This is a genomic window from Burkholderia lata (assembly GCF_000012945.1).
Lineage (GTDB): Bacteria > Pseudomonadota > Gammaproteobacteria > Burkholderiales > Burkholderiaceae > Burkholderia > Burkholderia lata.
In genome coordinates this window covers 154,772-175,586 of record NC_007510.1, presented here as the reverse complement: position 1 = coordinate 175,586, position 20,815 = coordinate 154,772, and the positions used below count along the sequence as shown (strand labels likewise).

The following is a 20,815-nucleotide window of genomic DNA, read 5'->3' as shown; positions in this document are numbered from 1 at the left end:
CGTCCTTTAGTTTCCTTCGCAGCCAGGGATTGCCATGTCGTCATTGCTCAGGATTGGTTTGATGGGTTTCGGTTTCGCCGGCGCGACGTTCCACGCGCCCGTGATCGCCACGAGCGGCCGCACTGAAGTCGCCGCGATCGCGACGGGGCAGCCCGATCGCGCGCAGGCGGCGTATCCGGGCGCGCGCGTCGTCCCCGATCTCGACACGCTGCTCGGCCTCGACGACATCGAGTGCGTGGTGATCGCCACGCCGAACGACACGCACTTCGCGCTCGCACGCCAGGTGCTCGAAGCCGGCCGCCACGTGGTCGTCGACAAGCCCGTCACGCTCACCGCCGACGAGGCGCTCGCGCTCGCGCGGCTCGCGAATGCGCGCAGCCGGCTGTTCGCGCCGTTCCACAACCGCCGCTGGGACGGCGATTTCCTCACCGTGCGCCGCATCGTCGAATCGGGCGAGCTCGGCCGGCTGACCTGTTTCGAATCGCACTTCGACCGCTTCCGCCCGACGCCGCGCACGCGCTGGCGCGAGGAGCCCGCCCGTGGTGGCGGCCTGCTGCTCGACCTCGGCCCGCACCTGATCGACCAGGCGCTTGCGCTGTTCGGCCTGCCGGAAACGGTGAGCGCGACCGTCAAGACGCGCCGCGACAACGGCACGGCGCCCGATTTCGTGCACCTGCAGCTCGGCTATCCGGACAAGGACGTCGCGCTGCATGCGAGCGCGCTGTCGGCGATCGAACCCGCGCGCTTCACGCTGCACGGCACCCGCGGCAGCTATCAGAAGTTCGGGCTCGACACGCAGGAGGACCAGCTCAAGGCCGGCCTCACCACGGACGACGTCGAATTCGGCGGCGGCAACCCGCCCGGCCTGCTGCGCGTGCTCGACGGCGAAGTCGAGGTCGAGCGCCCGGTGCCGACGCTCGACGGCCAGTACGCGGAGTTCTACCGCGCGCTCGCCGCGTCGATCCACGACGGCGCGCCGTTCCCCGTCACCGCGCAGGACGCCGTCGACGTGATGACGATCATCGAACTCGCCGCGCAGAGCGAGCACGACGGCCGCCGGCTGCCGTTCGTACGGCGCACGATCTGACACCGCGCGCGGGCCGGTAGCGGCCGGCCCGCGCGGGTGCGCGTGGACCAACCGGAACATTCGGTTACAAATGCCGGGGGAACGAAAGTCAGCGGTAGACCGGTCTGATGCGTTTCTCAAAAAAGTCGATCCGACACCAATCCGTCAGGAGAATGTTGATGCAACGGTTGATTCGCGCAGCAGCGTGCTGCGTCCTGGTTTCCTCGCTTGCGGCCTGTATCGTGCAGCCGCAGCAGCCGGTCCGCCCGGCACCCCCGCCGCGGCCCAATCCGCAGGTCGTCGCGAACGAGCGGATGCAGCAGATCCAGGGCCGGATCGACAACCTGCACCGCCGCATCGATGCGCGCGTGAACGGCGGCTACTACCCGCCGCCCTACGGCGCACAGCTTCATCACCGCCTCGACGTGATTCGCCAGGAATCGAACGACATGTCCGCGCAACACAGCGGCGGCCTGTCCGGCGACGAGCAGCGCGTGCTGAACCAGGAACTCGACACGGCCGCGCGCGCGATCGGCGAGTAACGCACCGGCGCCCGCCGGAGCGGAAAAAGCGGCGGCACCGGTTGCCGTCGCTTGTCGCGAAGCGACATTCTTTTGCTCAAATTGACAAGGCCCACCCGCTCGCGTACAGTCGCCCGCACGCGTCGGGAGAGCGTGTAACCAGGCTGTTTCAGCACCGGTTGCGCCGCCGAAGGGGCACACCCGCAAACTCTCAGGCAAAAGGACCGACCGCGTCGGGGAATCCCGTCCGCGCATTGCGCGGGCCACACTCTCCCCGCACTCTGGAGAGCGGCAGTAGCCCGCAGCGCATCCGCTGCGCGGGCAAGCTGCCCACCGAAGGGGCGCGCGTTCGCCAGGCTCGGCCGGCAGCGCAATCTCTCAGGTATCGAGGACAGAGGGGCATGTACCGGATCGCTCGCAGGCCGTTGGCCGCGGTGGTCGGCACATGGCCGTTCTGATCCGCGCGCAAGCGCCTTGCCTGAGGCCTCGATGACTGCACTGAATCACACCCCGCTCAACGCCGCGCACCGCGCGCTCAATGCCCGCATGGTCGACTTCGGCGGCTGGGACATGCCCGTCAACTACGGCTCGCAGATCGAAGAGCATGAAGCCGTGCGCACCGACGCCGGCATGTTCGACGTGTCGCACATGTGCGTGGTCGATTTCACCGGCAGCCGCGTGCGCGCGTTCTTCGAGCACGCGATCGCGAACAACGTCGGCAAGCTCAAGACGCCCGGCAAGGCCCTCTACTCGTGCCTGCTCAATCCGCAGGGCGGCGTCATCGACGACCTGATCGTCTACTACTTCACCGAGGAATTCTTCCGCGTCGTCGTCAACGCCGGCACGGCCGAGAAAGACATCGCGTGGTTCAACCAGCTGAACGAGCAAGGCGGCTTCGGCGTCACGATCACGCCGCGCCGCGATTTCGCGATCGTCGCCGTACAGGGCCCGAACGCCCGCGAAAAAGCGTGGTCGACGGTGCCCGCCGCGCGCGCCGCCACCAGCGAACTGAAGCCGTTCAACGCCGCGCAGGTCGCCGGCACGCCGTTCGGCGATCTCACCGTCGCGCGCACCGGCTACACCGGTGAAGACGGTTTCGAAGTGATCGTCCCGGCCGTGCACGTCGAAGCGCTGTGGAACGCGCTGCAGCAAAACGGCGTGCGCCCGTGCGGGCTCGGCGCGCGCGACACGCTGCGCCTCGAGGCCGGCATGAACCTGTACGGCCAGGACATGGACGACACCGTGTCGCCGCTCGACGCGGGCCTCGCGTGGACGGTCGACCTTACCGCGCCGCGCGACTTCGTCGGCCGCGCCGCACTGGAAGCCAACGGCACCCGCGCCGCATTCGTCGGCCTGATCCTGCAGAAGGAAAACGGCAAGGCCGGCGGCGTGCTGCGCGCGCACCAGAAGGTCGTCACGCCGCACGGCGAAGGCGAGATCACGAGCGGCACGTTCTCGCCGTCGATGCAGGAATCGATCGCGTTCGCGCGCGTGCCGGCGGCCGTCCAGATCGGCGACCTGGTCCAGGTGCAAATTCGCGACAAGAATCTTCCCGCGCGCGTGGTAAAACTGCCGTTCGTGCGCAACGGCAAGGTCCTCGCTGCGTAACGGCCGGGAGGCCCGCCTCCCGGGAAGCCGGGAGATGGCGCCCGGCGCAACACCACACCCGGCGCGCCCCGGCGGCGCGTCAGCAAAACGAATAAACCCTTTTAATCAGGAGCTTCCGATGAGCAACGTCCCGGCCGATCTGAAATACACCGACGAACACGAGTGGATCCGCACCGAAGCAGACGGCACGCTGACGGTCGGCATCACCGATCACGCACAGAGCACGCTTGGCGACATCGTGTTCCTCGAGTTGCCGCAAGCCGGCAAGCAGGTGAAGGCAGGCGACGCCATCGGCGTCGTCGAGTCGGTGAAGGCTGCATCCGACATCTACTCGCCGGTATCGGGCGAGATCATCGCGTTCAACCAGGACGCTGCGGACACGCCGGAAGATGTCAATGGCGATCCGTACGAAGCCTGGCTGTTCAAGATCAAGCTCGCCGCCGGCGCCAATACCGACAACCTGCTCAGCGCCGACGCTTACAAGAAGCTGATCGGCGACTAACTTTCTCACTCGTATCGCGCGGGGTAGGTCAGCCGCCCTGCCTCGCGCGAAGCCGGAGCAAGCGTCCAGGCGCACGCTCCGGCCGATTGCCAAGCATGCGGCCCGAGCCGGTGTCGAAGCACCCCCTCGGGCCGACCAAGGAACGCCATGAAGCTCGAACACCCGGACCGCCTGATGAACCGCACGCCCCTCTCGCTCGCCGCGCTCGAAACGCACGACGCGTTCGCCGAACGCCACATCGGCCCCGACGCCGCCAGCCAGCAGGCCATGCTCGACACGCTCGGCTTCGCGTCGCGCGCCGCCCTGATCGACGCCGTGATCCCGGCCTCGATCCGCCGCGCCGAAACGCTGCCGCTCGGCCCGTTCGCGCAGCCGAAGAGCGAGGCCGAAGCCCTCGCCGCACTGCGGGTTCTCGCGGACAAGAACGAGGTGTTCCGCTCGTATATCGGTCAGGGTTACCACGACACGCACACGCCGGCCGTCATCCTGCGCAACGTGCTCGAAAACCCGGCGTGGTACACGGCCTACACGCCGTACCAGCCCGAAATTTCCCAGGGCCGCCTCGAGGCGCTCCTGAACTTCCAGCAGATGGTCGCCGACCTGACGGGCCTCGCGATCTCGAACGCGTCGCTGCTCGACGAAGCCACCGCCGCCGCCGAAGCGATGACGCTGCTGCAGCGCACCGGCAAGCCGACGTCGAACGTGTTCTACGTCGCCGACGACGTGCTGCCGCAAACGCTCGAAGTGATCCGCACGCGCGCGCTGCCGGTCGGCATCGAGGTCAAGACGGGCCCGGCCGCCGACGCTGCGCAAGCCAATGCATTCGGCGTGCTGCTGCAGTACCCGGGCGTGAACGGCGACGTGCGCGACTACCGCGCGCTCACCGAAGCGATCCATGCGGCCGGTGGCCACGTGGTCGTTGCGGCCGACCTGCTCGCACTCACCGTGCTGACGCCGCCGGGCGACTGGGGCGCGGACGTCGCGATCGGCAACACGCAGCGCTTCGGCGTGCCGATGGGCTTCGGCGGCCCGCACGCCGCGTATCTCGCGGTGCGTGACGAATTCAAGCGCCAGATGCCGGGCCGCCTCGTCGGCGTCACGGTCGACGCGCAGGGCAAGCCCGCGCTGCGCCTCGCGCTGCAGACGCGCGAACAGCACATCCGCCGCGAGAAGGCCACGTCGAACGTGTGTACTGCGCAGGCACTGCTCGCGATCATGGCCAGCATGTACGCGGTCTACCACGGCCCGCACGGCCTGAAGACGATCGCGCTGCGCGTGAACCGCATCGCGGCGCTGCTCGCCGCCGGCGTGAAGCAGCTCGGCTTCGCGACCGTCAACGACACGTTCTTCGACACGCTGACGATCGACACCGGCGCGCGCACCGCGCAGGTTCACGAATTCGCGAAGGCGAAGCGCATCAACCTGCGCCGCGTGAGCGACACGCAAGTCGGCGTATCGGTCGATGAAACGACGACGCGCGACGACCTCGCCGATCTCCTCGCCGTGTTCGCGCAAGCCGCGGGCGGCACCGCACCGGCCGTCGACGCGCTGGACGCGGGCCTCGCCGGCGTCGCCGCGCTGCCGGCCGGCCTCGAGCGCACGAGCGCATACCTGACGCACCACGTGTTCAACCGCCACCATTCCGAAACCGAAATGCTGCGCTACCTGCGCAGCCTGTCGGACAAGGATCTCGCGCTCGACCGCTCGATGATCCCGCTCGGCTCGTGCACGATGAAGCTGAACGCGACGTCGGAAATGCTGCCCGTCACGTGGCCCGAATTCGGCGGCATCCACCCGTTCGCACCGGCCGAGCAGACCGTCGGCTACCGCGAGATGATCGACCAGCTCGAGCAGATGCTCGTCGCGGCCACCGGCTACGCAGCCGTGTCGCTGCAACCGAACGCGGGCTCGCAGGGCGAGTACGCGGGCCTGCTGATCATCCACGCCTACCACGCCTCGCGCGGCGAAGCGCACCGCGACGTGTGCCTGATCCCGGCGTCCGCCCACGGCACGAACCCAGCATCGGCGCACATGGCCGGCATGAAGGTCGTGGTCGTTGCATGCGACGCGCAGGGCAACGTCGACATTGCCGACCTGAAGGCGAAGGCCGACGAGCACGCGAAGGACCTCGCGGCGATCATGATCACGTATCCGTCGACGCACGGCGTGTTCGAGCAGAACGTCCGCGAGATCTGCGAGATCGTCCATGCGCACGGCGGCCAGGTGTACGTCGACGGCGCGAACATGAACGCGATGGTCGGCCTGACCGCGCCGGGCCAGTTCGGCGGCGACGTGTCGCACCTGAACCTGCACAAGACCTTCTGCATCCCGCACGGCGGTGGCGGCCCGGGCGTCGGCCCGGTCGCGGTCGGCGCGCACCTCGCGAAGTTCCTGCCGAACCAGCGTTCGACCGGCTACACGCGTGAAGAAGACGGCATCGGCGCGGTATCGGCCGCGCCGTACGGCTCGGCGTCGATCCTGCCGATCTCGTGGATGTACATCGCGATGATGGGCGCGAAGAACCTGACCGCCGCGACGGAAACCGCGATCCTCAACGCGAACTACATCGCGAAGCGCCTCGCGCCGCACTACCCGGTGCTGTATTCGGGCCCGGGCGGGCTGGTTGCGCACGAGTGCATTCTCGACCTGCGTCCGATCAAGGAATCGAGCGGCATCAGCGTCGACGACGTCGCGAAGCGCCTGATGGACTACGGCTTCCACGCGCCGACGATGAGCTTCCCGGTGCCGGGCACGCTGATGGTCGAACCGACCGAATCGGAATCGCAGGAAGAACTCGACCGCTTCATCGCCGCGATGATCGCGATCCGCGACGAAATCCGTGCCGTCGAGGAAGGCCGCGCCGACCGCGAGGACAACCCGCTGCGTCATGCACCGCACACGGCGGCCGTCGTCACCGCGAACGAATGGCTGCACGCGTACTCGCGCGAGCAGGCTGCGTACCCGGTCGCGTCGCTCGGCACGAACAAGTACTGGCCGCCGGTCGGCCGCGCGGACAACGTCTACGGCGACCGCAACCTGTTCTGCTCGTGCGTGCCGATGTCGGAATACGCATAACGCACGCCAGGCCAGGAGCCGCCCGATGGTGACCGCACCGCACGCAACCCGGGGTTGCGTGCGGTTTTTTTGATCGCCGCTCGAACCGGTTCACGTTCGCCCGCCAATCCGGCTAACATCACACGCGATCCAGCCAATGAAGGAGTTCCGCATGGTGCGTCCGATGTTTCCGGGCCATGGTGCAATGCAAAGGCGGCCGCGCGCGCGCCGCGTCGTGCCGATGCTCGTTGCGTCGCTGTCGTTTGCCGCCGCCGGCCTCGGCGCGTCCGGCAGCGCGCGCGCGGCGATGAATTTCTGCGCGGCGCCGGCACTGCAGGCGAGCGAGACGACACAGGCCGAGCCGGGCATCCAGGCGCTGATCCGCAGCGTCGACGCGCGTATCGGCGAGCAGCCGAAGGCGATGGCGCGCGTGCACACCGAGGGCACGCTGCCGCACGAAGGTATCTACGACCAGAGCGCCGCCGCGCTGAAGGATCTCGACCTGATGCGCGATGCGGCGCTCGCGTGGCGCGTGACGAACGCGCCGCGCTACCTGCAGCTCGTCGACCGCTTCCTGTCCGCGTGGGTTTCGACCTACCAGCCGAGTTTCAACCCGATCGACGAGACGCGTTTTGAAAGCCTGATCGTCGCGTACGACATGACCGCGAGCGCGCTGCCGGTGAAGACCCGCAACGCGACGGCCGCGTTCATCGCGAAGCTCGGCGCCGGCTATGTCGCGCAGATCGACGCGCAGAAGCGCCCGCTCACCGGCACCTGGCGCAACAACTGGCAGAGCCACCGGATCAAGCTGATCGCGCTGTCCGCGTTCACGCTCGGCGATCGCAAGATGATGAATGCCGCGCAGCGGCTGTTCGTCGAGCATCTCGCCGACAACATCGGCCCGGACGGCAAGACCTGGGACTTCGAGGAACGCGATGCGCTGCATTACGCGGTCTACGACCTGCAGCCGCTGGTGACGGCCGCGCTCGCCGCGCGCCGCTTCAACCGCAACTGGCTGCGCGAACGGGGCGCGAACGGCGCGACGCTCGCGGCCGCGCTCGACTGGCTCGTGCCGTACGCGCTCGGCGAGAAAACGCACGAGGAGTTCGTGAATTCGCCGGTGCCGTTCGACGCGAAGCGCCGCGAGGCCGGCCTGCCGGGCTACACGGGGCAGTGGGACCCGAAAAACGCCACCGAACTCTTTCATCTGGCCGCGCGGCTCGACGGACGCTATGCCCGCGTCGCGCAGCAGCTTTCCCCAACGCCGCCCGCATGGCTCGCCGCGTGCCTGCCATTGCAGGCGCGCTAGCATTATTCTTAAAGCAAGGCAGGAATCAACATGGCAGTCAGCGTCTTTGACCTCTTCAAGATCGGTATCGGTCCGTCCAGCTCGCATACGGTCGGGCCGATGCGCGCGGCGCTGATGTTCGTCCAGGGCCTCGAGCGCGACGGACAACTCGACGCAACGGCACACGTGAAGGTCGAGCTGTACGGCTCGCTCGGCGCGACCGGCAAAGGCCACGGCACCGACCGCGGCGTGATGCTCGGCCTGCTCGGTGACGCGCCCGACACCGTCGATCCCGAAACCATCGACGCGCGGCTGGAAGACATCCGCAAATCGAAGAAGCTCGCGCTGCTCGGCACGCATCCGGTGCCGTTCGTGCTGAAGGAGAACATCGCGTTCTACCGCCAGGCGCTGCCCGAGCACCCGAACGGGATGAAGCTGCGCGCGTCCGACGCGAGCGGCAACGTGCTGGTCGAGCGCACCTACCTGTCGGTCGGCGGCGGCTTCGTCGTGACGGCCGGCGCACCGAACACGAAGGTGCTGAGCGCGGCCGAGCAGATGACGCACCCGTTCCGCACCGGCGCCGAGCTGCTCGCGCTGACCGAGTCGACCGGCAAGTCGATCGCGCAGCTGATGTGGGAAAACGAGCGCGCGTGGCACACCGAGGAAGAGACGCGCGACGGCCTGCTGAAGATCTGGGCCGTGATGCAGTCGTGCGTGTCGCGCGGCTGCGGAATCGGCAACCCGGAAGCCGACGGCAACCTGCCCGGCCCGTTCCAGGTCAAGCGCCGCGCGCCGCAGCTGTACCGCACGCTGACGGGCAGCCCGGAGCGCGCGCTGCAGGACCCGCTGTCGATGATCGACTGGATCAACCTGTACGCGATCGCGGTCAACGAGGAAAACGCGGCCGGCGGCCGCGTCGTCACCGCGCCGACCAACGGCGCGGCCGGCATCATCCCGGCCGTGCTGCACTACTACACGCGCTTCACGCCCGGCGCGAACGAACAGGGCGTGATCGACTTCCTGCTGACGGCCGCCGCGATCGGCATTCTTTACAAGCTGAATGCGTCGATCTCCGGTGCGGAAGTCGGCTGCCAGGGCGAAGTGGGCGTCGCGTGCTCGATGGCGGCCGGCGCGCTCGCGGCCGTGCTCGGCGGCACGCCGCACCAGGTCGAGAACGCAGCCGAGATCGGGATGGAACACAACCTCGGCCTTACCTGCGACCCGGTCGGCGGGATGGTGCAGATCCCGTGCATCGAGCGCAACGCGATGGCGTCGGTGAAGGCGGTCAACGCGGCGCGCATGGCGCTGCGCGGCGACGGCTCGCACTACGTGTCGCTCGACTCCGTGATCAAGACGATGCGCGAGACGGGTGCCGACATGAAGACGAAGTACAAGGAAACGTCGCGCGGCGGGCTGGCGGTCAATATCGTCGAGTGCTGATGCCGGATCCGGCGGTCGCGCGGGACGGATCAATCTCCCGCATGACCGCCGGACACGGTACCCGGCACTAGTCGTTCAGCCAGTTTTCCAGCCGCAATCCCGGATAGCTGTCGAAATCCCGCTCGTTGTTGGTCACGAGGACGACATCGAGCGACACCGCGTGTGCGGCGATCAGCTTGTCGAGGTGATCCTTCTTCCGATCGCGGGTTGCCTCGCGGACCGGGCCGTACGCTTGCGCAGCCGCGACGTCGAACGGCGCGACCGGAATATCGTCGATCAGCGCGGCAAGATTGCCGCGCTCCCGCGCTGGACTCGCGCACGCGGTGACGCCGTACTCGAGTTCGGCGTACGTGATCGCCGACATCACGACGTCCCCCGTGTAGCACTGCGCAAATCGTCTCGCAACCTGCTCCGGCTGATTCTTCATCAGGTAGAGGCACATGTTGGTGTCGAGCATGTAGCGCGCCATCACAAACCCTCGCGTTCGGCCTGCTCGTGGTCGCCACGCCCTTCGGCCATGAAATCCGGCCCGAATTTCGCGAACTTATCGAGGACGTTCGTCAAAGGCCGCCGCGCCGGCCGAATACGGATTTCGTCACCGATGCGCTCGATTTCCAGTTCGATATCACTGCGCTCATAGGCAAGGTCGGCAGGAATTCGCACAGCCTGCGAGTTGCCGTTCCGAAATACCCTCGTCGTATGCATGTCGCCCTCAACATCCGGATGTACTGTGGATGTACAGTATATCCGCCTGGTCGACGATGTAAATCCATGTGTGTACATGTGCGCTCACCTCGGTATCGATTCGGAAGCAAACGCCGGCTTACCGTTCATTTCGGTCCGGATAGGGCCGCTTCCGCGGCGCCCACGCCAAGCAGGCCGGCTCCACATTCGTAGCGCTCGATTTTTCAGCGTCGGGGAGGCACGCACAAGCTGGCCGTTCGGCCGAAACCGATGTGCGTGCGCTGAATCCCTACGTGTTCCGACACTTTTCAGCGGCCGGCGTACCGGCGCCCCGTCAACGGGCGTAAGCTGTACGTCCCGCTACCCAGGGAGACGGCAGCCCATGTCGCATTCCAAGGATCTCGAGCAGCCCGCCACCACCGGCGCGCGACTGCTCGTCGATGCGTTGCTCGCCAATCACGTCGAACGCGTGTTCTGCGTGCCGGGCGAGAGTTTCCTCGCCGTACTCGATGCGCTCGCGGACGACACCGCCCGCATCCAGACGGTCGTCTGCCGCCACGAGGCGGCCGCCGCGAACATGGCCGAGGCCGTCGGCAAGCTGACCGGCCGCCCCGGCATCGCATTCGTCACGCGCGGGCCCGGCGCGACCCATGCGTCGATCGGCGTGCACACCGCGTTCCAGGATTCGACGCCGATGATCCTGTTCGTCGGCCAGTGCGCGCGCGAGCACCTCGACCGCGAAGCCTTCCAGGAAATCGACTACCGGCGGATGTTCGGCCAGATGGCGAAATGGGTCGCGCAGATCGACGACCCGCGCCGCATTCCCGAATACCTGAGCCATGCGTTCCACGTCGCGACGTCCGGCAGGCCCGGCCCGGTCGTGCTCGCGCTGCCGGAAGACGTGCTGTCCGAAGCATGCGCGCCGCAGCCCGTCGTGCCGGCCGCGAAGCGCGTCGCGGCCGCGCCGTCGGCCGCGCAGCTCGACGAGTTGCGCGAGCGGCTCGCGCGCGCGGAACGGCCGTTCGCGATCGTCGGCGGCAGCGGCTGGACGCCCGACGCGTGCGCGAACCTGCGCACCTTCGTCGAGCGCTGGCAGTTGCCGGTGGCCTGCGCATTCCGCTACCAGGACACGATCGACAACGCGCACCCGAACTACGCGGGCGACGTCGGGCTCGGGATCAACCCCGCGCTCGGGAAGCGCATCCGCGACGCCGACCTGCTGCTCGTGATCGGGCCGCGCCTCGGCGAAGCGACGACCGGCGGCTACACGCTGCTCGACATCCCGAAGACGCGCCAGACGCTGATCCACGTGCACCAGGGCGCGGACGAGCTCGGCCGTGTGTATGCGGCCGACCTGCCGATCGTGTCGGGCATGCCCGAGATCGCCGCGCCGCTCGCCGCGCTCGAGGCGCCCGAGCACCCGGCGTGGGCCGGCACGGCTGCCGACGCGCATCGTGCGTATCGCGAATGGCATGCGCCGCTGCCGATGCCCGGCGACGTCCAGCTCGGCGACGTGATGGTGCAGCTGCGCGAGCGCCTGCCGCATGACGCGATCCTCACCAACGGCGCCGGCAACTATGCGATCTGGCTGCATCGCCACTTCGCGTACCGGCACTTCCGCTCGCAGCTCGCGCCGACCAGCGGCGCGATGGGCTACGGCGTGCCAGCCGCGCTTGCCGCGAAGTCGCTGTACCCGTCGCGCGCCGTCGTCGCGCTCGCGGGCGATGGCTGCTTCATGATGGCCGGCAACGAGCTCGCGACCGCGATGCAGTACGGGCTGAACATCGTCGTGATCGTCGTCAACAACGGGCATTTCGGCACGATCCGCATGCATCAGGAGCGCAACTACCCGGGACGCGTGCACGGCACGGGGCTCACGAATCCCGATTTCGCCGCGTATGCGCGCGCGTTCGGCGCGCATGGCGAGACCGTCGAGCGCACCGCCGATTTCGCGCCCGCGCTCGAACGCGCGCTGACCTGCGGGCTGCCCGCGCTGATCGAGATCCGTATTCCGCAGGACGCCAGCACGCCGGCCGCGACGCTCGAGCAGATCCGCGAACAGGGCCGCCGCGCACGCGGCGGATGACGGTGGACACGCACGCCGCGCCGCCCGACGTCGCACTGTCGCACGACGACGCACTCACGCTCCCCGGCACGCTGCTCGCACCGGACGGCACGCTCGTCGCGCCTTACGACCTCGAGCACGGCGGCGCGCTTGCCGTCGGCCACGTGCCGGCCGCGCCCGCGCGTGGGCTGCTGCACGCTGCGCACCGGCCGTTCCGGCTCGACTACGACCGCGCACGGCACGTGCATGTGATCAACGGGATGGGTGTCACGCTCGGCGATTCGGTGATCGGGCTCACCGCCCTTGCCGCGCTGCGCACGACGCACCCGGGCCTGCGCTTCACGCTGTACCGGCCGGCCCGCGCGCCGCGCTATGTCGAGGCGCTGTATGCGCTCGCGGCCGACATCGTCGCGCCGTCGCGCACACTGCCGTACCCCGCCGACGCGCTGCCGGCGGATGCGGCGTGCATCGACGTCGGCAATCACCTGTACTGGCCCGCCTTCGCGCGGCTGCCGATGATCGATTTCTTCCTCGACGCGCTCGGCGTGGAGCCCGCGTCGGTACCGGCGTCGGCCAGGCGCAACCGCTGGCTCGCGCGGCTGCCGCTGCCTGCGTTGCCTGAGGACTGGCGGCGCCCGTACGTGCTGTTCTGCCCGACCGCGAGCACCGCGTTGCGCAGCGTGCCGCCGGCGCTGCGGGCGATGTTCGTCGAGCAGCTCGCGCAGCGCTACGGATTGCCGGTGGCCGGGTTCGGGCCCGTTTCGCATCCCGCCTATGTCGACGTGAGCGCCGATGCGGCCGACGATACGGCCCGGTTCATCGCGTGGGTCAAGGGTGCCAGCCTGCTGTTCGCGCCCGACACGGCCGCACTGCATCTCGCCGACGGTTTCGACGTGCCGACGCTCGCGTGCTTCACGACGATCGGGCCGGCGCTGCGCGTGCGCGACTATCCGCATTGCGTGCCGGTCGCGCTCGACGTGCCCGCCGAATTGCGCGGGCTGCATCGCAGCGAACGGCCGGCCGATCTCGCGGCGGTCGAGGCTGCCTATCGCGCGATCGACTGGGATGCGCTGGCGTGGCCCGCGCCGCGCGACGCGGCGGCTATGACGGAATAGGGAAACAGCGTGCGGTGGCCAGTTGCGAGGCCGAAAGCGTAGGTGCGGGTACGCGCCGCCTGAGCCTGAGCCTGAGCCTGAGCCTGAGCCTGAGCCTGAGCCTGAGCCTGAGCCGGGGCCGGGGCCAGGCTGGAGCCGGACTGGACTGGACTGGACTGGACTGGACTGGACTGGACTGGACTGGGCTGGGCTGGGCTGGGCTGGGCTGGGCTGGGCTGGGCTGGGCTGGGCTGGGCTGGGCTGGGCTGGGCTGGAGCCGGGCTGGAGCTGGAGCCAGCGTCGACGCCAAAGCCAAAACCGCTTCGACTACCGCCCCACGCTCACCCCACCGCCACCATCACCGCGCGATCGCGCAGCGTCTCCGACGGCCGCTTGCCGAACAGCCGCCGGTAATCGGTCGCGAACTGGCTGAGATGCCAGAAGCCCCACGCCTCCGCCACGTCCTGCACCGAACCGGCCGCGCGGCCGCACAGGTCACGCCGCGCGCCATTCAGCCGCAGCGTGCGCAGATAGGTGGCGGGCGCCATGCCGAGCACGTCCTGGAAGCAGTACTGCAGCGTGCGCCGGCTCACGTGCAATTGCTCGCACAGCTCGGGCACGCCGACCGGGCGCGTACGGTGCGCGAGCACGTAGTCGCGTGCCTGTTCGACGATCCAGCGGCGCATCGACGGCGCACGGCCGGTGTCATCGTCGGCCGGTTGCGCGCACACGTCGAACAGCGCGGCCAGCACCTCCGCCTGCAGGTCGTCGCGCTGCGCGTCGGCCAGCGGGCCGGCCATCGCCACCGCCCCATCGAGCCGGCGGCCGAGCAGCGCACACAGGCGCGCGAGCCGCGCATCGCCGACCTGCATCACGCGCTGCGTGAACAGCCGCTCGTCGAGCGCGCGGCGCTCGACCTCCTCCGCATAGTGGCGCAGCACGTCGCCGCGCACGACGATGCCGTAGATCGAAAACTGCGCGGGCGTCACCAGTTCGAATTCGACGTTGCCGGGCCGGAACGCGAGCGCACCCGGCCCGATGCGGCACGCATCGACACGCGCGGTGCCGTCGCACACGAGCGGGATGCCGAACCAGTACGCATCGCCGCGCACCTCGCACGCCTGGCGCAGCAGGTGGCTCGTCGATTCGCGAAACAGCTTCATCGTGTCGAGCGGCAGCTCGGTCAGTGTGCCGACGAAACGGCCAGCCGCGAGCTGGTCGTAGGTCTGCCGCCAGCCGATCAGGTTGCGCGCCTGCTCGTCGGCGTCATGCGCGACGCTGACGACCGCCTGCCCGGCCAGCGCATCGTCGCCCTGCGCGTTGCGCCGCGTGTCTTCGGCCGTCGGTTCTTCGCTGCACGCCACGTGTTGGTCCATCGTGTCCTCCCTCTCCTGCCCGGAACCGCGCCTGTCACGCAAGTCCCGTGCCGAACCCTGCGCGACCTGCGCAAAGCCCGTCATTCGATGCTTCACGGACTGTGCGCGCCACGCACGCGTACCCAAACGCCCTGCCGCACGCACCCCGCCAGTGCGGCACGCGCCACGCCGGCGCACCCGGTACGCGCCACCCTTCGGCGATACGCGGCGGCCGGCTAGCCACCGTTCGCGGGCCGCAGCCGCACGACCCGCGTGCCGCAATTGCCGTACGCCTGCGTAACCGCCAACTCGACGATCGCACTGCCGGCCGGCCACGGCGCTGCGTCCGCCTCGGACAGATCCGTACACAGCGTCGCGCGCCCGTTGATCCGGTAACGGATACCGCGCATGAAATCGACGAACAGCAACCCGACGCCGCTGCCATTGCACCCCGCCGCGTCGACCCGCCCGCCGTCGCTCTCGCCGTACACCGGCAGAACGAAGCGCAGCGTCTTCGTGTCGATCACGCGCACGACCGGCAGCAGGTCGCCGTTCGCGTCGCGCCGGCTCTGCACGATGTCGCAGGTCACGCCCGCCTGCCCGCCGCACGCCGTGCCGACGAACATGAAGGGCTGCGTCTCGATGAACTGCCGTACGCCGATGCTCAGCCGCGTCGTCACGACGTCGCTCATCCGCTCGGCTTCGTCGGCGACGCCAAAGCGGTGATGCGCGTCGAGTTCGCCCGCGTGGAACACGGGATGGCGCGGATAGGTTCGGGGCGGTTCTGACATGGGGTTTTATGTCCGGCGCGCCGGCTCAACTTGCCGCCGCGAGCAAACGACCATCGGTATCGTTTCCGGCGAAGGCCGCGGCAATGCGCGGCCGGTGCCGGGTTGCGATGCGGATGGGCGGAAACGGCGAATCTCCGGATCGCCGGTCGGTCGCACGGTGCGCATCCGCGTACCGGTCGTCGGCCAGGCAACCGCCGCCGCCCGGCGCGACACGCGTTTCACGACCATCCGGCATCCGAAGCTTGGCCGCTCAAGACGGCGACCCGACCGGCCGACGCATACCACCGTCAGCCGGCCAGGACACCCACGCGCGGATCAGAAGAACCCGAGCGCCTCGGCCTGGTAGCTCACCAGCAGGCACTTCGTCTGCTGATAATTCGACAGCGCCATCTTGTGCGTCTCGCGGCCGATCCCCGACTGCTTGTAGCCGCCGAACGCCGCGTGCGCGGGATACAGGTGGTAGCAGTTGGTCCACACTCGGCCGGCTTCGACCTCGCGGCCCATCCGGTACGCACGCGTGCCGTTGCGCGTCCACACGCCCGCGCCGAGCCCGTAGAACGTGTCGTTCGCGAGTTCGATCGCGTCCTGCTCGTCCTTGAACGTCATCACCGACGCGACCGGCCCGAAGATCTCTTCCTGGAACACGCGCATCTTGTTGTTGCCGAGCAGCATCGTCGGCTTCACGTAGTAGCCCGTGCCGAGTTCCGCAGCCGGCGCCGTGCGCTCGCCGCCCGTCAGGCATTGCGCGCCTTCGCCGCGGCCGATGTCGATGTACGACAGGATCTTGTCGAGTTGCTGCTGCGATGCCTGCGCGCCGATCATCGTCTGCAGGTCGAGCGGGTGGCCGGCCTTGATGCGTTCGACGCGCGCGACCGCCTTCTCGATGAACTTCTCGTAGATCGATTCCTGGATCAGGATCCGCGACGGGCACGTACACACTTCGCCCTGGTTCAGCGCGAACATCGCGAGCCCTTCGAGCGCCTTGTCGAGGAACGCGTCGTCCTGGTCGAGCACGTCGGCGAAGAAGATGTTCGGGCTCTTGCCGCCCAGTTCGACCGTCGACGGGATCAGGCTGTCAGCCGCCGCGCGCAGGATGTGCTTGCCGACCGGCGTCGAGCCGGTGAATGCGATCTTCGCGATGCGCTTGCTGGTCGCGAGCGCTTCGCCCGCTTCCTTGCCGAAGCCGTTCACGATGTTGATCGTGCCGGCCGGGAACAGGTCGCCGATCAGCTCCATCAGCACCAGCACCGACGCAGGCGTCTGCTCGGCCGGCTTCATCACCACGCAGCAGCCGGCCGCGAGCGCCGGCGCGAGCTTCCACGCGGCCATCAGCAGCGGGAAGTTCCACGGGATGATCTGGCCGACGACGCCGAGCGGCTCGTGGAAGTGATACGCGACGGTGTTGTCGTCGATTTCGGAGATGCCGCCTTCCTGCGCGCGGATGCAGCCCGCGAAATAGCGGAAGTGGTCGACTGCGAGCGGCAGGTCGGCCGCCATCGTCTCGCGCAGCGGCTTGCCATTGTCGATCGTCTCGGCCACGGCCAGCAGCTTCAGGTTCTTTTCCATCCGGTCGGCGGCGGCGAGCAGCAGGTTCGCGCGTTCCGCGACGGACGTCTTGCCCCACTTGCGTCGCGCGGCATGCGCGGCGTCCAGCGCCAGCTCGATGTCGTCGGTGCCCGAGCGCGGGATGCGGCAAAACGGCTGGCCGTTGATCGGCGACACGTTCTCGAAGTACTCACCTTTCACCGGCGGAACCCACTTGCCGCCGATGTAGTTGTCGTATTGCTGACGGTACGGGTATTCGACGTCGAGGCCCAGTTGCTTCAGGTCAAACGGGTTCATACATGTCTCCTGTTCATCGTGCTTGTGTGAGTACAGCGCCGGTTGGAATTGCGCTGCCCTCGCTTACGCAACATGCGTGCCACGCAGGACGGAAGCACGGCGACCACGGCCGGCCCGCGTGCGCACCGTGCCATGTTCACCGACGCAGCATGGCGGGTGTGCCGATTCTGAACAGCGCGACTGCGCAGCGCGCCGGGACGGTGTTCGAATTTTCCACAGTGCGCCGGCGCACTGGCGCGCGGATGCAGGCCACGCCGCGTGGCATGTCGATTGCGTGCGCAATGCGCATTCCCACGCAACGGCGTGTGCGCCGACCGACACCATGAACGACCGCGGCCCCCTGACCGACGACGCCATCGCGTTCATCCGCGAGCAGGCGTTCCTGATCGTCGCGACCGCCGACGCGGACGGCAACAGCGACTGCTCGTACCGCGGCCGCCAGCCACGCACGGACGGCTCGTTCGAGCCGCTCGTCGACATGCCCGACCGCCGCACGCTCGTGCTGCCCGACTTCGCGGGAAACAACCTGTTCAACACGATCGGCAACCTGCTCGTGAATCCGGCCATCGCGCTGCTGTTCGTCGACTTCGTGCGGCAGACGACCTGGCTCGTGCAGGGGCGCGCGACGATCGACGAGGATGCGGGAAGCCGTGCGCATCTGTGGCCTGATGCGCGGCGCTATGTGGTGGTTGAAGTGGCACAGGCGCAGGCACGGGCGGATGCGGCGCTGCCGCCGCTGGTGCTGGCGTGATGGGCGAGTCGGATCGCCGGCGTGTGAATGCAGCGACAACGAAATAAGACGGCGCTCCGGCCGCCGTGGCCGGAGCGCCCGTGTGCGACGACGCGAGGCTCAACGCCCGCGCGTCTCCGCACAAGCCGCTCCGATCCGGCTGCGGACAGGCACGTCGGCATGCGCGTGCTCGTCGGAGTCGTCACCCGTTTCGGTAGCCGCCGGCCGCCCACCAAGAAACGCAAACACCACCCCCGCACACAGCACCGTCACGACTGCCAACCCGATCAACAACCGATCGAACGCATGCGTATAACTCGCAAGCAGCACCGCATGTCCAACCCCGGGCAACGCATCCGCCGCACCCGCGAGATCACCGGTTGCGAGCCGCGCCGCCGCACGCAGCGTCGCGTCAGGCGTACCGCCAGCACCAGCCGCTTGCGCCAACCCCGTCCGCGCGAGCCCAGCCAGCACTGCACCAACGATCGCGAGCGCGATCCCCTCGCCGGCCACGCGCGTCGTGCTGAAAATCCCCGTCGCCATCCCCGCGCGTTCCTTCGGCACGACGCTCACCGACAGTCCGTCCATCAGCCCCCACGGCATGCCGGCCCCGACGCCGATCGTCACCATCGGCGCGATCGCCGCGGCCCCCGCACCGCCGCGCAGTGCGATACCCAGCCACACGAGCCCGGCCGCAGCGATCAGAAGCCCGAGCCCTGATATCACGCCCGCCGACAGCCAGCGCGTGAGCGTGGCCGCGACAAACGGCACGACCAGCATCGGTGCGGAAATCGCGAGCATCAGCCAGCCGGCGTCGATCTCGCTGAACCCGTCGATGCCGATGAAGCGCAGCGGCAGCACGACAAGCAGCACGATGTAGCAGCAGCAGGTCGACACCGGCAGCACCTGCACGCCGACGAAGCGTGCGATCCGGAACAGCGACAGGTCGAGCATCGGCCGCGCGACCCGCGTCTCGATCGCGACAAACGCACACGCGCCGAGCGCCGCGCCTGCCAGCAGCGCGATCACCAGCGGGCTCGACCCGCCGCGCGCGGGTGCCTCGATCACGCCGAATGTGAACAGCGTCAGCGCGGTGGTGAACGCGGCCGTGCCGGGCCAGTCGAGCCCCGTCGCATGCGGGTCGCGCGACTCGTGCATGCGCGGCAGCCCGAATACCAGCGACAGCCCGCCGGCCACCGCGCTCGTCACGAAGATCGCGCGCCAGCCGTAATGCCCGATCAGCGCACCGGCCAGCACGGGCCCGAACGCGAGCCCGATCCCGAAAGTCGTGCCGAGCAGGCTGAACGCGCGCGTGCGCGCCGCGCCGTCGAACTCCTGCGCGAGCGCGGCTGTGCCGCCCGCGAGCGCCGCCGCCGCCGCGAGCCCCTGCGCGGCGCGCAGCAGGTCAACCGCGAGCATCGACGGCGCGAACGCGAGCGCGACCGACATCAGCGTGAAGCCGCCAACGCCGATCGCGAACAGGCGCTTGCGGCCGAACTGGTCGGCCAGCGCGCCGGCCGCCATCAGGAAGCTGCCGAACGCGAGCATGAACGCGTTGGTGATCCAGTTCATCGCGACCGTCCCGCCGTGCAGGTCACGGCCGATCGCGGGCGTCGCGACCGCGCCGCCCGAAAACGACAGCGGCAGCGCGACGGCCGCCATGCAGACGGCGGCCAGCACCCACGCACGCCGGCGTGTCGACAGGTCCGAAGCGGCTGAAAAAAGGTGATCCATCATCGCTCCTCAAAAGGCCGGCGCGGATACGCCGTCAGAGCGACAGAAGATAAATCCGATTCAATCCGCGAAAAACCACGCAAAGCTCCGCATATAACGGACTAAAATTCCGCAATTCACTCGACTACGTGCGTCGGCGCACCCCCTTCGATTCGATGGACAACCTGACCGGCATCGTCGCCTTCGTCCGCACCGCGGAAGCACTGAGCTTCGTCGCGGCCGGCCGCACGCTCGGCATCTCGGCGTCGGCAGTCGGCAAGACGATCGCGAAACTCGAGCAGTCGCTCGGCGTGCGGCTGTTCAACCGCACGACGCGGCGCGTCACGCTCACCGAAGAAGGGCGGCACTTCTACGAACGCTGCCAGCGAATCCTCGAGGATTTCCGCGACGCGGAAGCGACCGTAACGGCCTCCGCACAGCGCCCGCGCGGCAGGCTGCGCGTGAGCCTGCCGGTGATCGGCTACCGGTTCCTGCTGCCGGTGCTGCCCGAATTCCGGCAGCGCTACCCGGACGTCGAGCTCGATCTCGATTTCAACGACCGGATGGTGGATGTCGTCGAAGGCGGCTTCGACGCGGTGATCCGCAGCGGCCCGCTGTCGGATTCGAGCCTGATGTCGCGGCGGCTCGGCCCGTTCGCGTTCGTGCTGTGCGCGACGCCTGCGTATCTTGCGCAGGCCGGCACCCCGCGCACGCCGCGCGATCTCGAAGCGCACGAGTGCGTGCGCTACTGCTTCCCGACCACCGGCAAGCTGCAGGACTGGGCGCTAGCAGCCGACGACGGCACGCCACTGAAGCTACGCACCGCGCTGACCTGCAACAACATGGAAGCGCTGCGTGGCACCGTGCTCGCGGGGCTCGGCATCGGCTACATGCCCGACTTCCTCGCGCGCGACGCGCTGGAGCACGGCGAGCTCGTTACCGTACTCGACGACTACCGGATCGCGCCGGGCCAATTCTCGATCGTGTGGCCGTCGAGCCGGCAGTTGTCGCCAAAGCTGCGCGTGTTCGTCGACTTTCTGTGCGAGCGGCTGTTCAGGTAGC

Annotated in this window: 17 protein-coding genes and 2 riboswitches; of the genes, 11 read left to right on the top strand and 6 right to left on the bottom strand. The window is 68.6% G+C overall.

Annotated features, from left to right (window positions below):
* The first annotated feature begins 34 nt into the window (after positions 1 to 34).
* The 7 genes from BCEP18194_RS06685 to BCEP18194_RS06655 all read left to right on the top strand — a co-directional run bounded on the left by BCEP18194_RS06685 (position 35) and on the right by BCEP18194_RS06655 (position 9,479).
* Positions 35 to 1,087 (top strand): oxidoreductase, encoded by a 1,053-nt coding sequence (locus BCEP18194_RS06685; RefSeq protein WP_011350565.1) that lies wholly within the window; start codon positions 35 to 37, stop codon positions 1,085 to 1,087.
* Positions 1,088 to 1,245: 158 nt separating this feature from the next.
* Positions 1,246 to 1,608: a hypothetical protein gene (locus BCEP18194_RS06680; RefSeq protein ID WP_011350564.1), complete on the top strand. Its 363-nt coding sequence runs from the start codon at positions 1,246 to 1,248 to the stop codon at positions 1,606 to 1,608.
* Positions 1,609 to 1,721: 113 nt separating this feature from the next.
* Positions 1,722 to 1,824: riboswitch (glycine riboswitch) on the top strand.
* 34 nt (positions 1,825 to 1,858) lie between these two features.
* Positions 1,859 to 1,992, top strand: a riboswitch (glycine riboswitch).
* Between the two features lie 84 nt (positions 1,993 to 2,076).
* The gene (gene gcvT, locus BCEP18194_RS06675; RefSeq protein WP_011350563.1) at positions 2,077 to 3,195 is read left to right on the top strand and encodes a glycine cleavage system aminomethyltransferase GcvT; all 1,119 of its coding nucleotides are present in this window, start codon (positions 2,077 to 2,079) and stop codon (positions 3,193 to 3,195) included.
* A gap of 118 nt (positions 3,196 to 3,313) precedes the next feature.
* Positions 3,314 to 3,697 carry a glycine cleavage system protein GcvH gene (gene gcvH / locus BCEP18194_RS06670; RefSeq protein ID WP_041492714.1) on the top strand — a complete coding sequence of 128 codons (384 nt, stop codon included), beginning with the start codon at positions 3,314 to 3,316 and terminating at the stop codon, positions 3,695 to 3,697.
* A 147-nt stretch (positions 3,698 to 3,844) separates the two neighbouring features.
* Positions 3,845 to 6,772 (top strand): aminomethyl-transferring glycine dehydrogenase, encoded by a 2,928-nt coding sequence (gcvP, locus tag BCEP18194_RS06665; protein WP_011350561.1) that lies wholly within the window; start codon positions 3,845 to 3,847, stop codon positions 6,770 to 6,772.
* A 151-nt stretch (positions 6,773 to 6,923) separates the two neighbouring features.
* Complete coding sequence (locus tag BCEP18194_RS06660; RefSeq protein ID WP_011350560.1) at positions 6,924 to 8,060, top strand: alginate lyase family protein; 1,137 nt, start codon at positions 6,924 to 6,926, stop codon at positions 8,058 to 8,060.
* A gap of 30 nt (positions 8,061 to 8,090) precedes the next feature.
* Positions 8,091 to 9,479, top strand: coding sequence for an L-serine ammonia-lyase (locus BCEP18194_RS06655; RefSeq protein WP_011350559.1), 1,389 nt, complete (start codon positions 8,091 to 8,093; stop codon positions 9,477 to 9,479).
* A gap of 67 nt (positions 9,480 to 9,546) precedes the next feature.
* On the opposite strand, the gene BCEP18194_RS06650 is transcribed toward BCEP18194_RS06655, so the two are convergent.
* A complete protein-coding gene (locus BCEP18194_RS06650; protein WP_011350558.1) occupies positions 9,547 to 9,948 on the bottom strand; it encodes a type II toxin-antitoxin system VapC family toxin in 402 nt (133 codons plus the stop codon).
* Positions 9,948 to 10,184, bottom strand: coding sequence for a type II toxin-antitoxin system VapB family antitoxin (gene vapB / locus BCEP18194_RS06645; protein ID WP_041492713.1), 237 nt, complete (start codon positions 10,182 to 10,184; stop codon positions 9,948 to 9,950). The genes BCEP18194_RS06650 and vapB overlap by 1 nt, the downstream gene beginning before the upstream one ends.
* Positions 10,185 to 10,545: 361 nt before the next feature.
* Here vapB and BCEP18194_RS06640 point away from each other — a divergent pair, with 361 nt between their 5' ends.
* Together BCEP18194_RS06640 and BCEP18194_RS06635 are read left to right on the top strand one after the other, a co-directional pair.
* Positions 10,546 to 12,249, top strand: coding sequence for a thiamine pyrophosphate-binding protein (locus tag BCEP18194_RS06640; RefSeq protein ID WP_011350556.1), 1,704 nt, complete (start codon positions 10,546 to 10,548; stop codon positions 12,247 to 12,249).
* A complete protein-coding gene (locus BCEP18194_RS06635) occupies positions 12,246 to 13,343 on the top strand; it encodes a glycosyltransferase family 9 protein (RefSeq protein WP_011350555.1) in 1,098 nt (365 codons plus the stop codon). Before BCEP18194_RS06640 ends, BCEP18194_RS06635 begins: the two co-directional genes overlap by 4 nt.
* 320 nt (positions 13,344 to 13,663) lie before the next feature.
* Here the strand turns inward: BCEP18194_RS06635 and BCEP18194_RS06630 are convergent, their stop codons facing one another.
* The 3 genes from BCEP18194_RS06630 to exaC form a co-directional block, all read right to left on the bottom strand.
* Entirely contained in the window at positions 13,664 to 14,698 is a 1,035-nt protein-coding gene (locus BCEP18194_RS06630; protein WP_011350554.1) for a helix-turn-helix domain-containing protein, read from the bottom strand.
* Positions 14,699 to 14,913: 215 nt separating this feature from the next.
* Positions 14,914 to 15,468, bottom strand: a complete 555-nt coding sequence (locus BCEP18194_RS06625) for a hypothetical protein (RefSeq protein WP_011350553.1) — start codon at positions 15,466 to 15,468, stop codon at positions 14,914 to 14,916.
* 315 nt (positions 15,469 to 15,783) lie between these two features.
* Positions 15,784 to 17,310, bottom strand: coding sequence for an acetaldehyde dehydrogenase ExaC (gene exaC / locus BCEP18194_RS06620; RefSeq protein ID WP_011350552.1), 1,527 nt, complete (start codon positions 17,308 to 17,310; stop codon positions 15,784 to 15,786).
* Positions 17,311 to 17,632: 322 nt separating this feature from the next.
* On the opposite strand from exaC, the gene BCEP18194_RS06615 reads away from it, so the two are divergent.
* Positions 17,633 to 18,061, top strand: coding sequence for a pyridoxamine 5'-phosphate oxidase family protein (locus tag BCEP18194_RS06615; RefSeq protein WP_011350551.1), 429 nt, complete (start codon positions 17,633 to 17,635; stop codon positions 18,059 to 18,061).
* Positions 18,062 to 18,160: 99 nt separating this feature from the next.
* Here BCEP18194_RS06615 and BCEP18194_RS06610 read toward each other — a convergent pair whose 3' ends face one another.
* On the bottom strand, positions 18,161 to 19,774 hold the full coding sequence (locus BCEP18194_RS06610) for an MFS transporter (protein WP_011350550.1): 1,614 nt from the start codon (positions 19,772 to 19,774) through the stop codon (positions 18,161 to 18,163).
* A gap of 155 nt (positions 19,775 to 19,929) precedes the next feature.
* Between BCEP18194_RS06610 and BCEP18194_RS06605 the strand changes: the two genes are divergently transcribed.
* Positions 19,930 to 20,814 (top strand): LysR family transcriptional regulator, encoded by an 885-nt coding sequence (locus BCEP18194_RS06605; protein WP_011350549.1) that lies wholly within the window; start codon positions 19,930 to 19,932, stop codon positions 20,812 to 20,814.
* The last annotated feature ends 1 nt before the right edge of the window (position 20,815 follow it).

Excerpts from the sequence above, each read along its gene's own strand:
- BCEP18194_RS06685 (WP_011350565.1), top strand. The coding sequence starts at position 35 with ATGTCGTCATTGCTCAGGATTGGTTTGATGGGTTTCGGTTTCGCCGGC.
- BCEP18194_RS06680 (WP_011350564.1), top strand. The coding sequence starts at position 1,246 with ATGCAACGGTTGATTCGCGCAGCAGCGTGCTGCGTCCTGGTTTCCTCG.
- gcvT (WP_011350563.1), top strand. The coding sequence starts at position 2,077 with ATGACTGCACTGAATCACACCCCGCTCAACGCCGCGCACCGCGCGCTC.
- gcvH (WP_041492714.1), top strand. The coding sequence starts at position 3,314 with ATGAGCAACGTCCCGGCCGATCTGAAATACACCGACGAACACGAGTGG.
- gcvP (WP_011350561.1), top strand. The coding sequence starts at position 3,845 with ATGAAGCTCGAACACCCGGACCGCCTGATGAACCGCACGCCCCTCTCG.
- BCEP18194_RS06660 (WP_011350560.1), top strand. The coding sequence starts at position 6,924 with ATGGTGCGTCCGATGTTTCCGGGCCATGGTGCAATGCAAAGGCGGCCG.
- BCEP18194_RS06655 (WP_011350559.1), top strand. The coding sequence starts at position 8,091 with ATGGCAGTCAGCGTCTTTGACCTCTTCAAGATCGGTATCGGTCCGTCC.
- BCEP18194_RS06650 (WP_011350558.1), bottom strand. The coding sequence starts at position 9,948 with ATGGCGCGCTACATGCTCGACACCAACATGTGCCTCTACCTGATGAAG.
- vapB (WP_041492713.1), bottom strand. The coding sequence starts at position 10,184 with ATGCATACGACGAGGGTATTTCGGAACGGCAACTCGCAGGCTGTGCGA.
- BCEP18194_RS06640 (WP_011350556.1), top strand. The coding sequence starts at position 10,546 with ATGTCGCATTCCAAGGATCTCGAGCAGCCCGCCACCACCGGCGCGCGA.
- BCEP18194_RS06635 (WP_011350555.1), top strand. The coding sequence starts at position 12,246 with ATGACGGTGGACACGCACGCCGCGCCGCCCGACGTCGCACTGTCGCAC.
- BCEP18194_RS06630 (WP_011350554.1), bottom strand. The coding sequence starts at position 14,698 with ATGGACCAACACGTGGCGTGCAGCGAAGAACCGACGGCCGAAGACACG.
- BCEP18194_RS06625 (WP_011350553.1), bottom strand. The coding sequence starts at position 15,468 with ATGTCAGAACCGCCCCGAACCTATCCGCGCCATCCCGTGTTCCACGCG.
- exaC (WP_011350552.1), bottom strand. The coding sequence starts at position 17,310 with ATGAACCCGTTTGACCTGAAGCAACTGGGCCTCGACGTCGAATACCCG.
- BCEP18194_RS06615 (WP_011350551.1), top strand. The coding sequence starts at position 17,633 with ATGAACGACCGCGGCCCCCTGACCGACGACGCCATCGCGTTCATCCGC.
- BCEP18194_RS06610 (WP_011350550.1), bottom strand. The coding sequence starts at position 19,774 with ATGGATCACCTTTTTTCAGCCGCTTCGGACCTGTCGACACGCCGGCGT.
- BCEP18194_RS06605 (WP_011350549.1), top strand. The coding sequence starts at position 19,930 with ATGGACAACCTGACCGGCATCGTCGCCTTCGTCCGCACCGCGGAAGCA.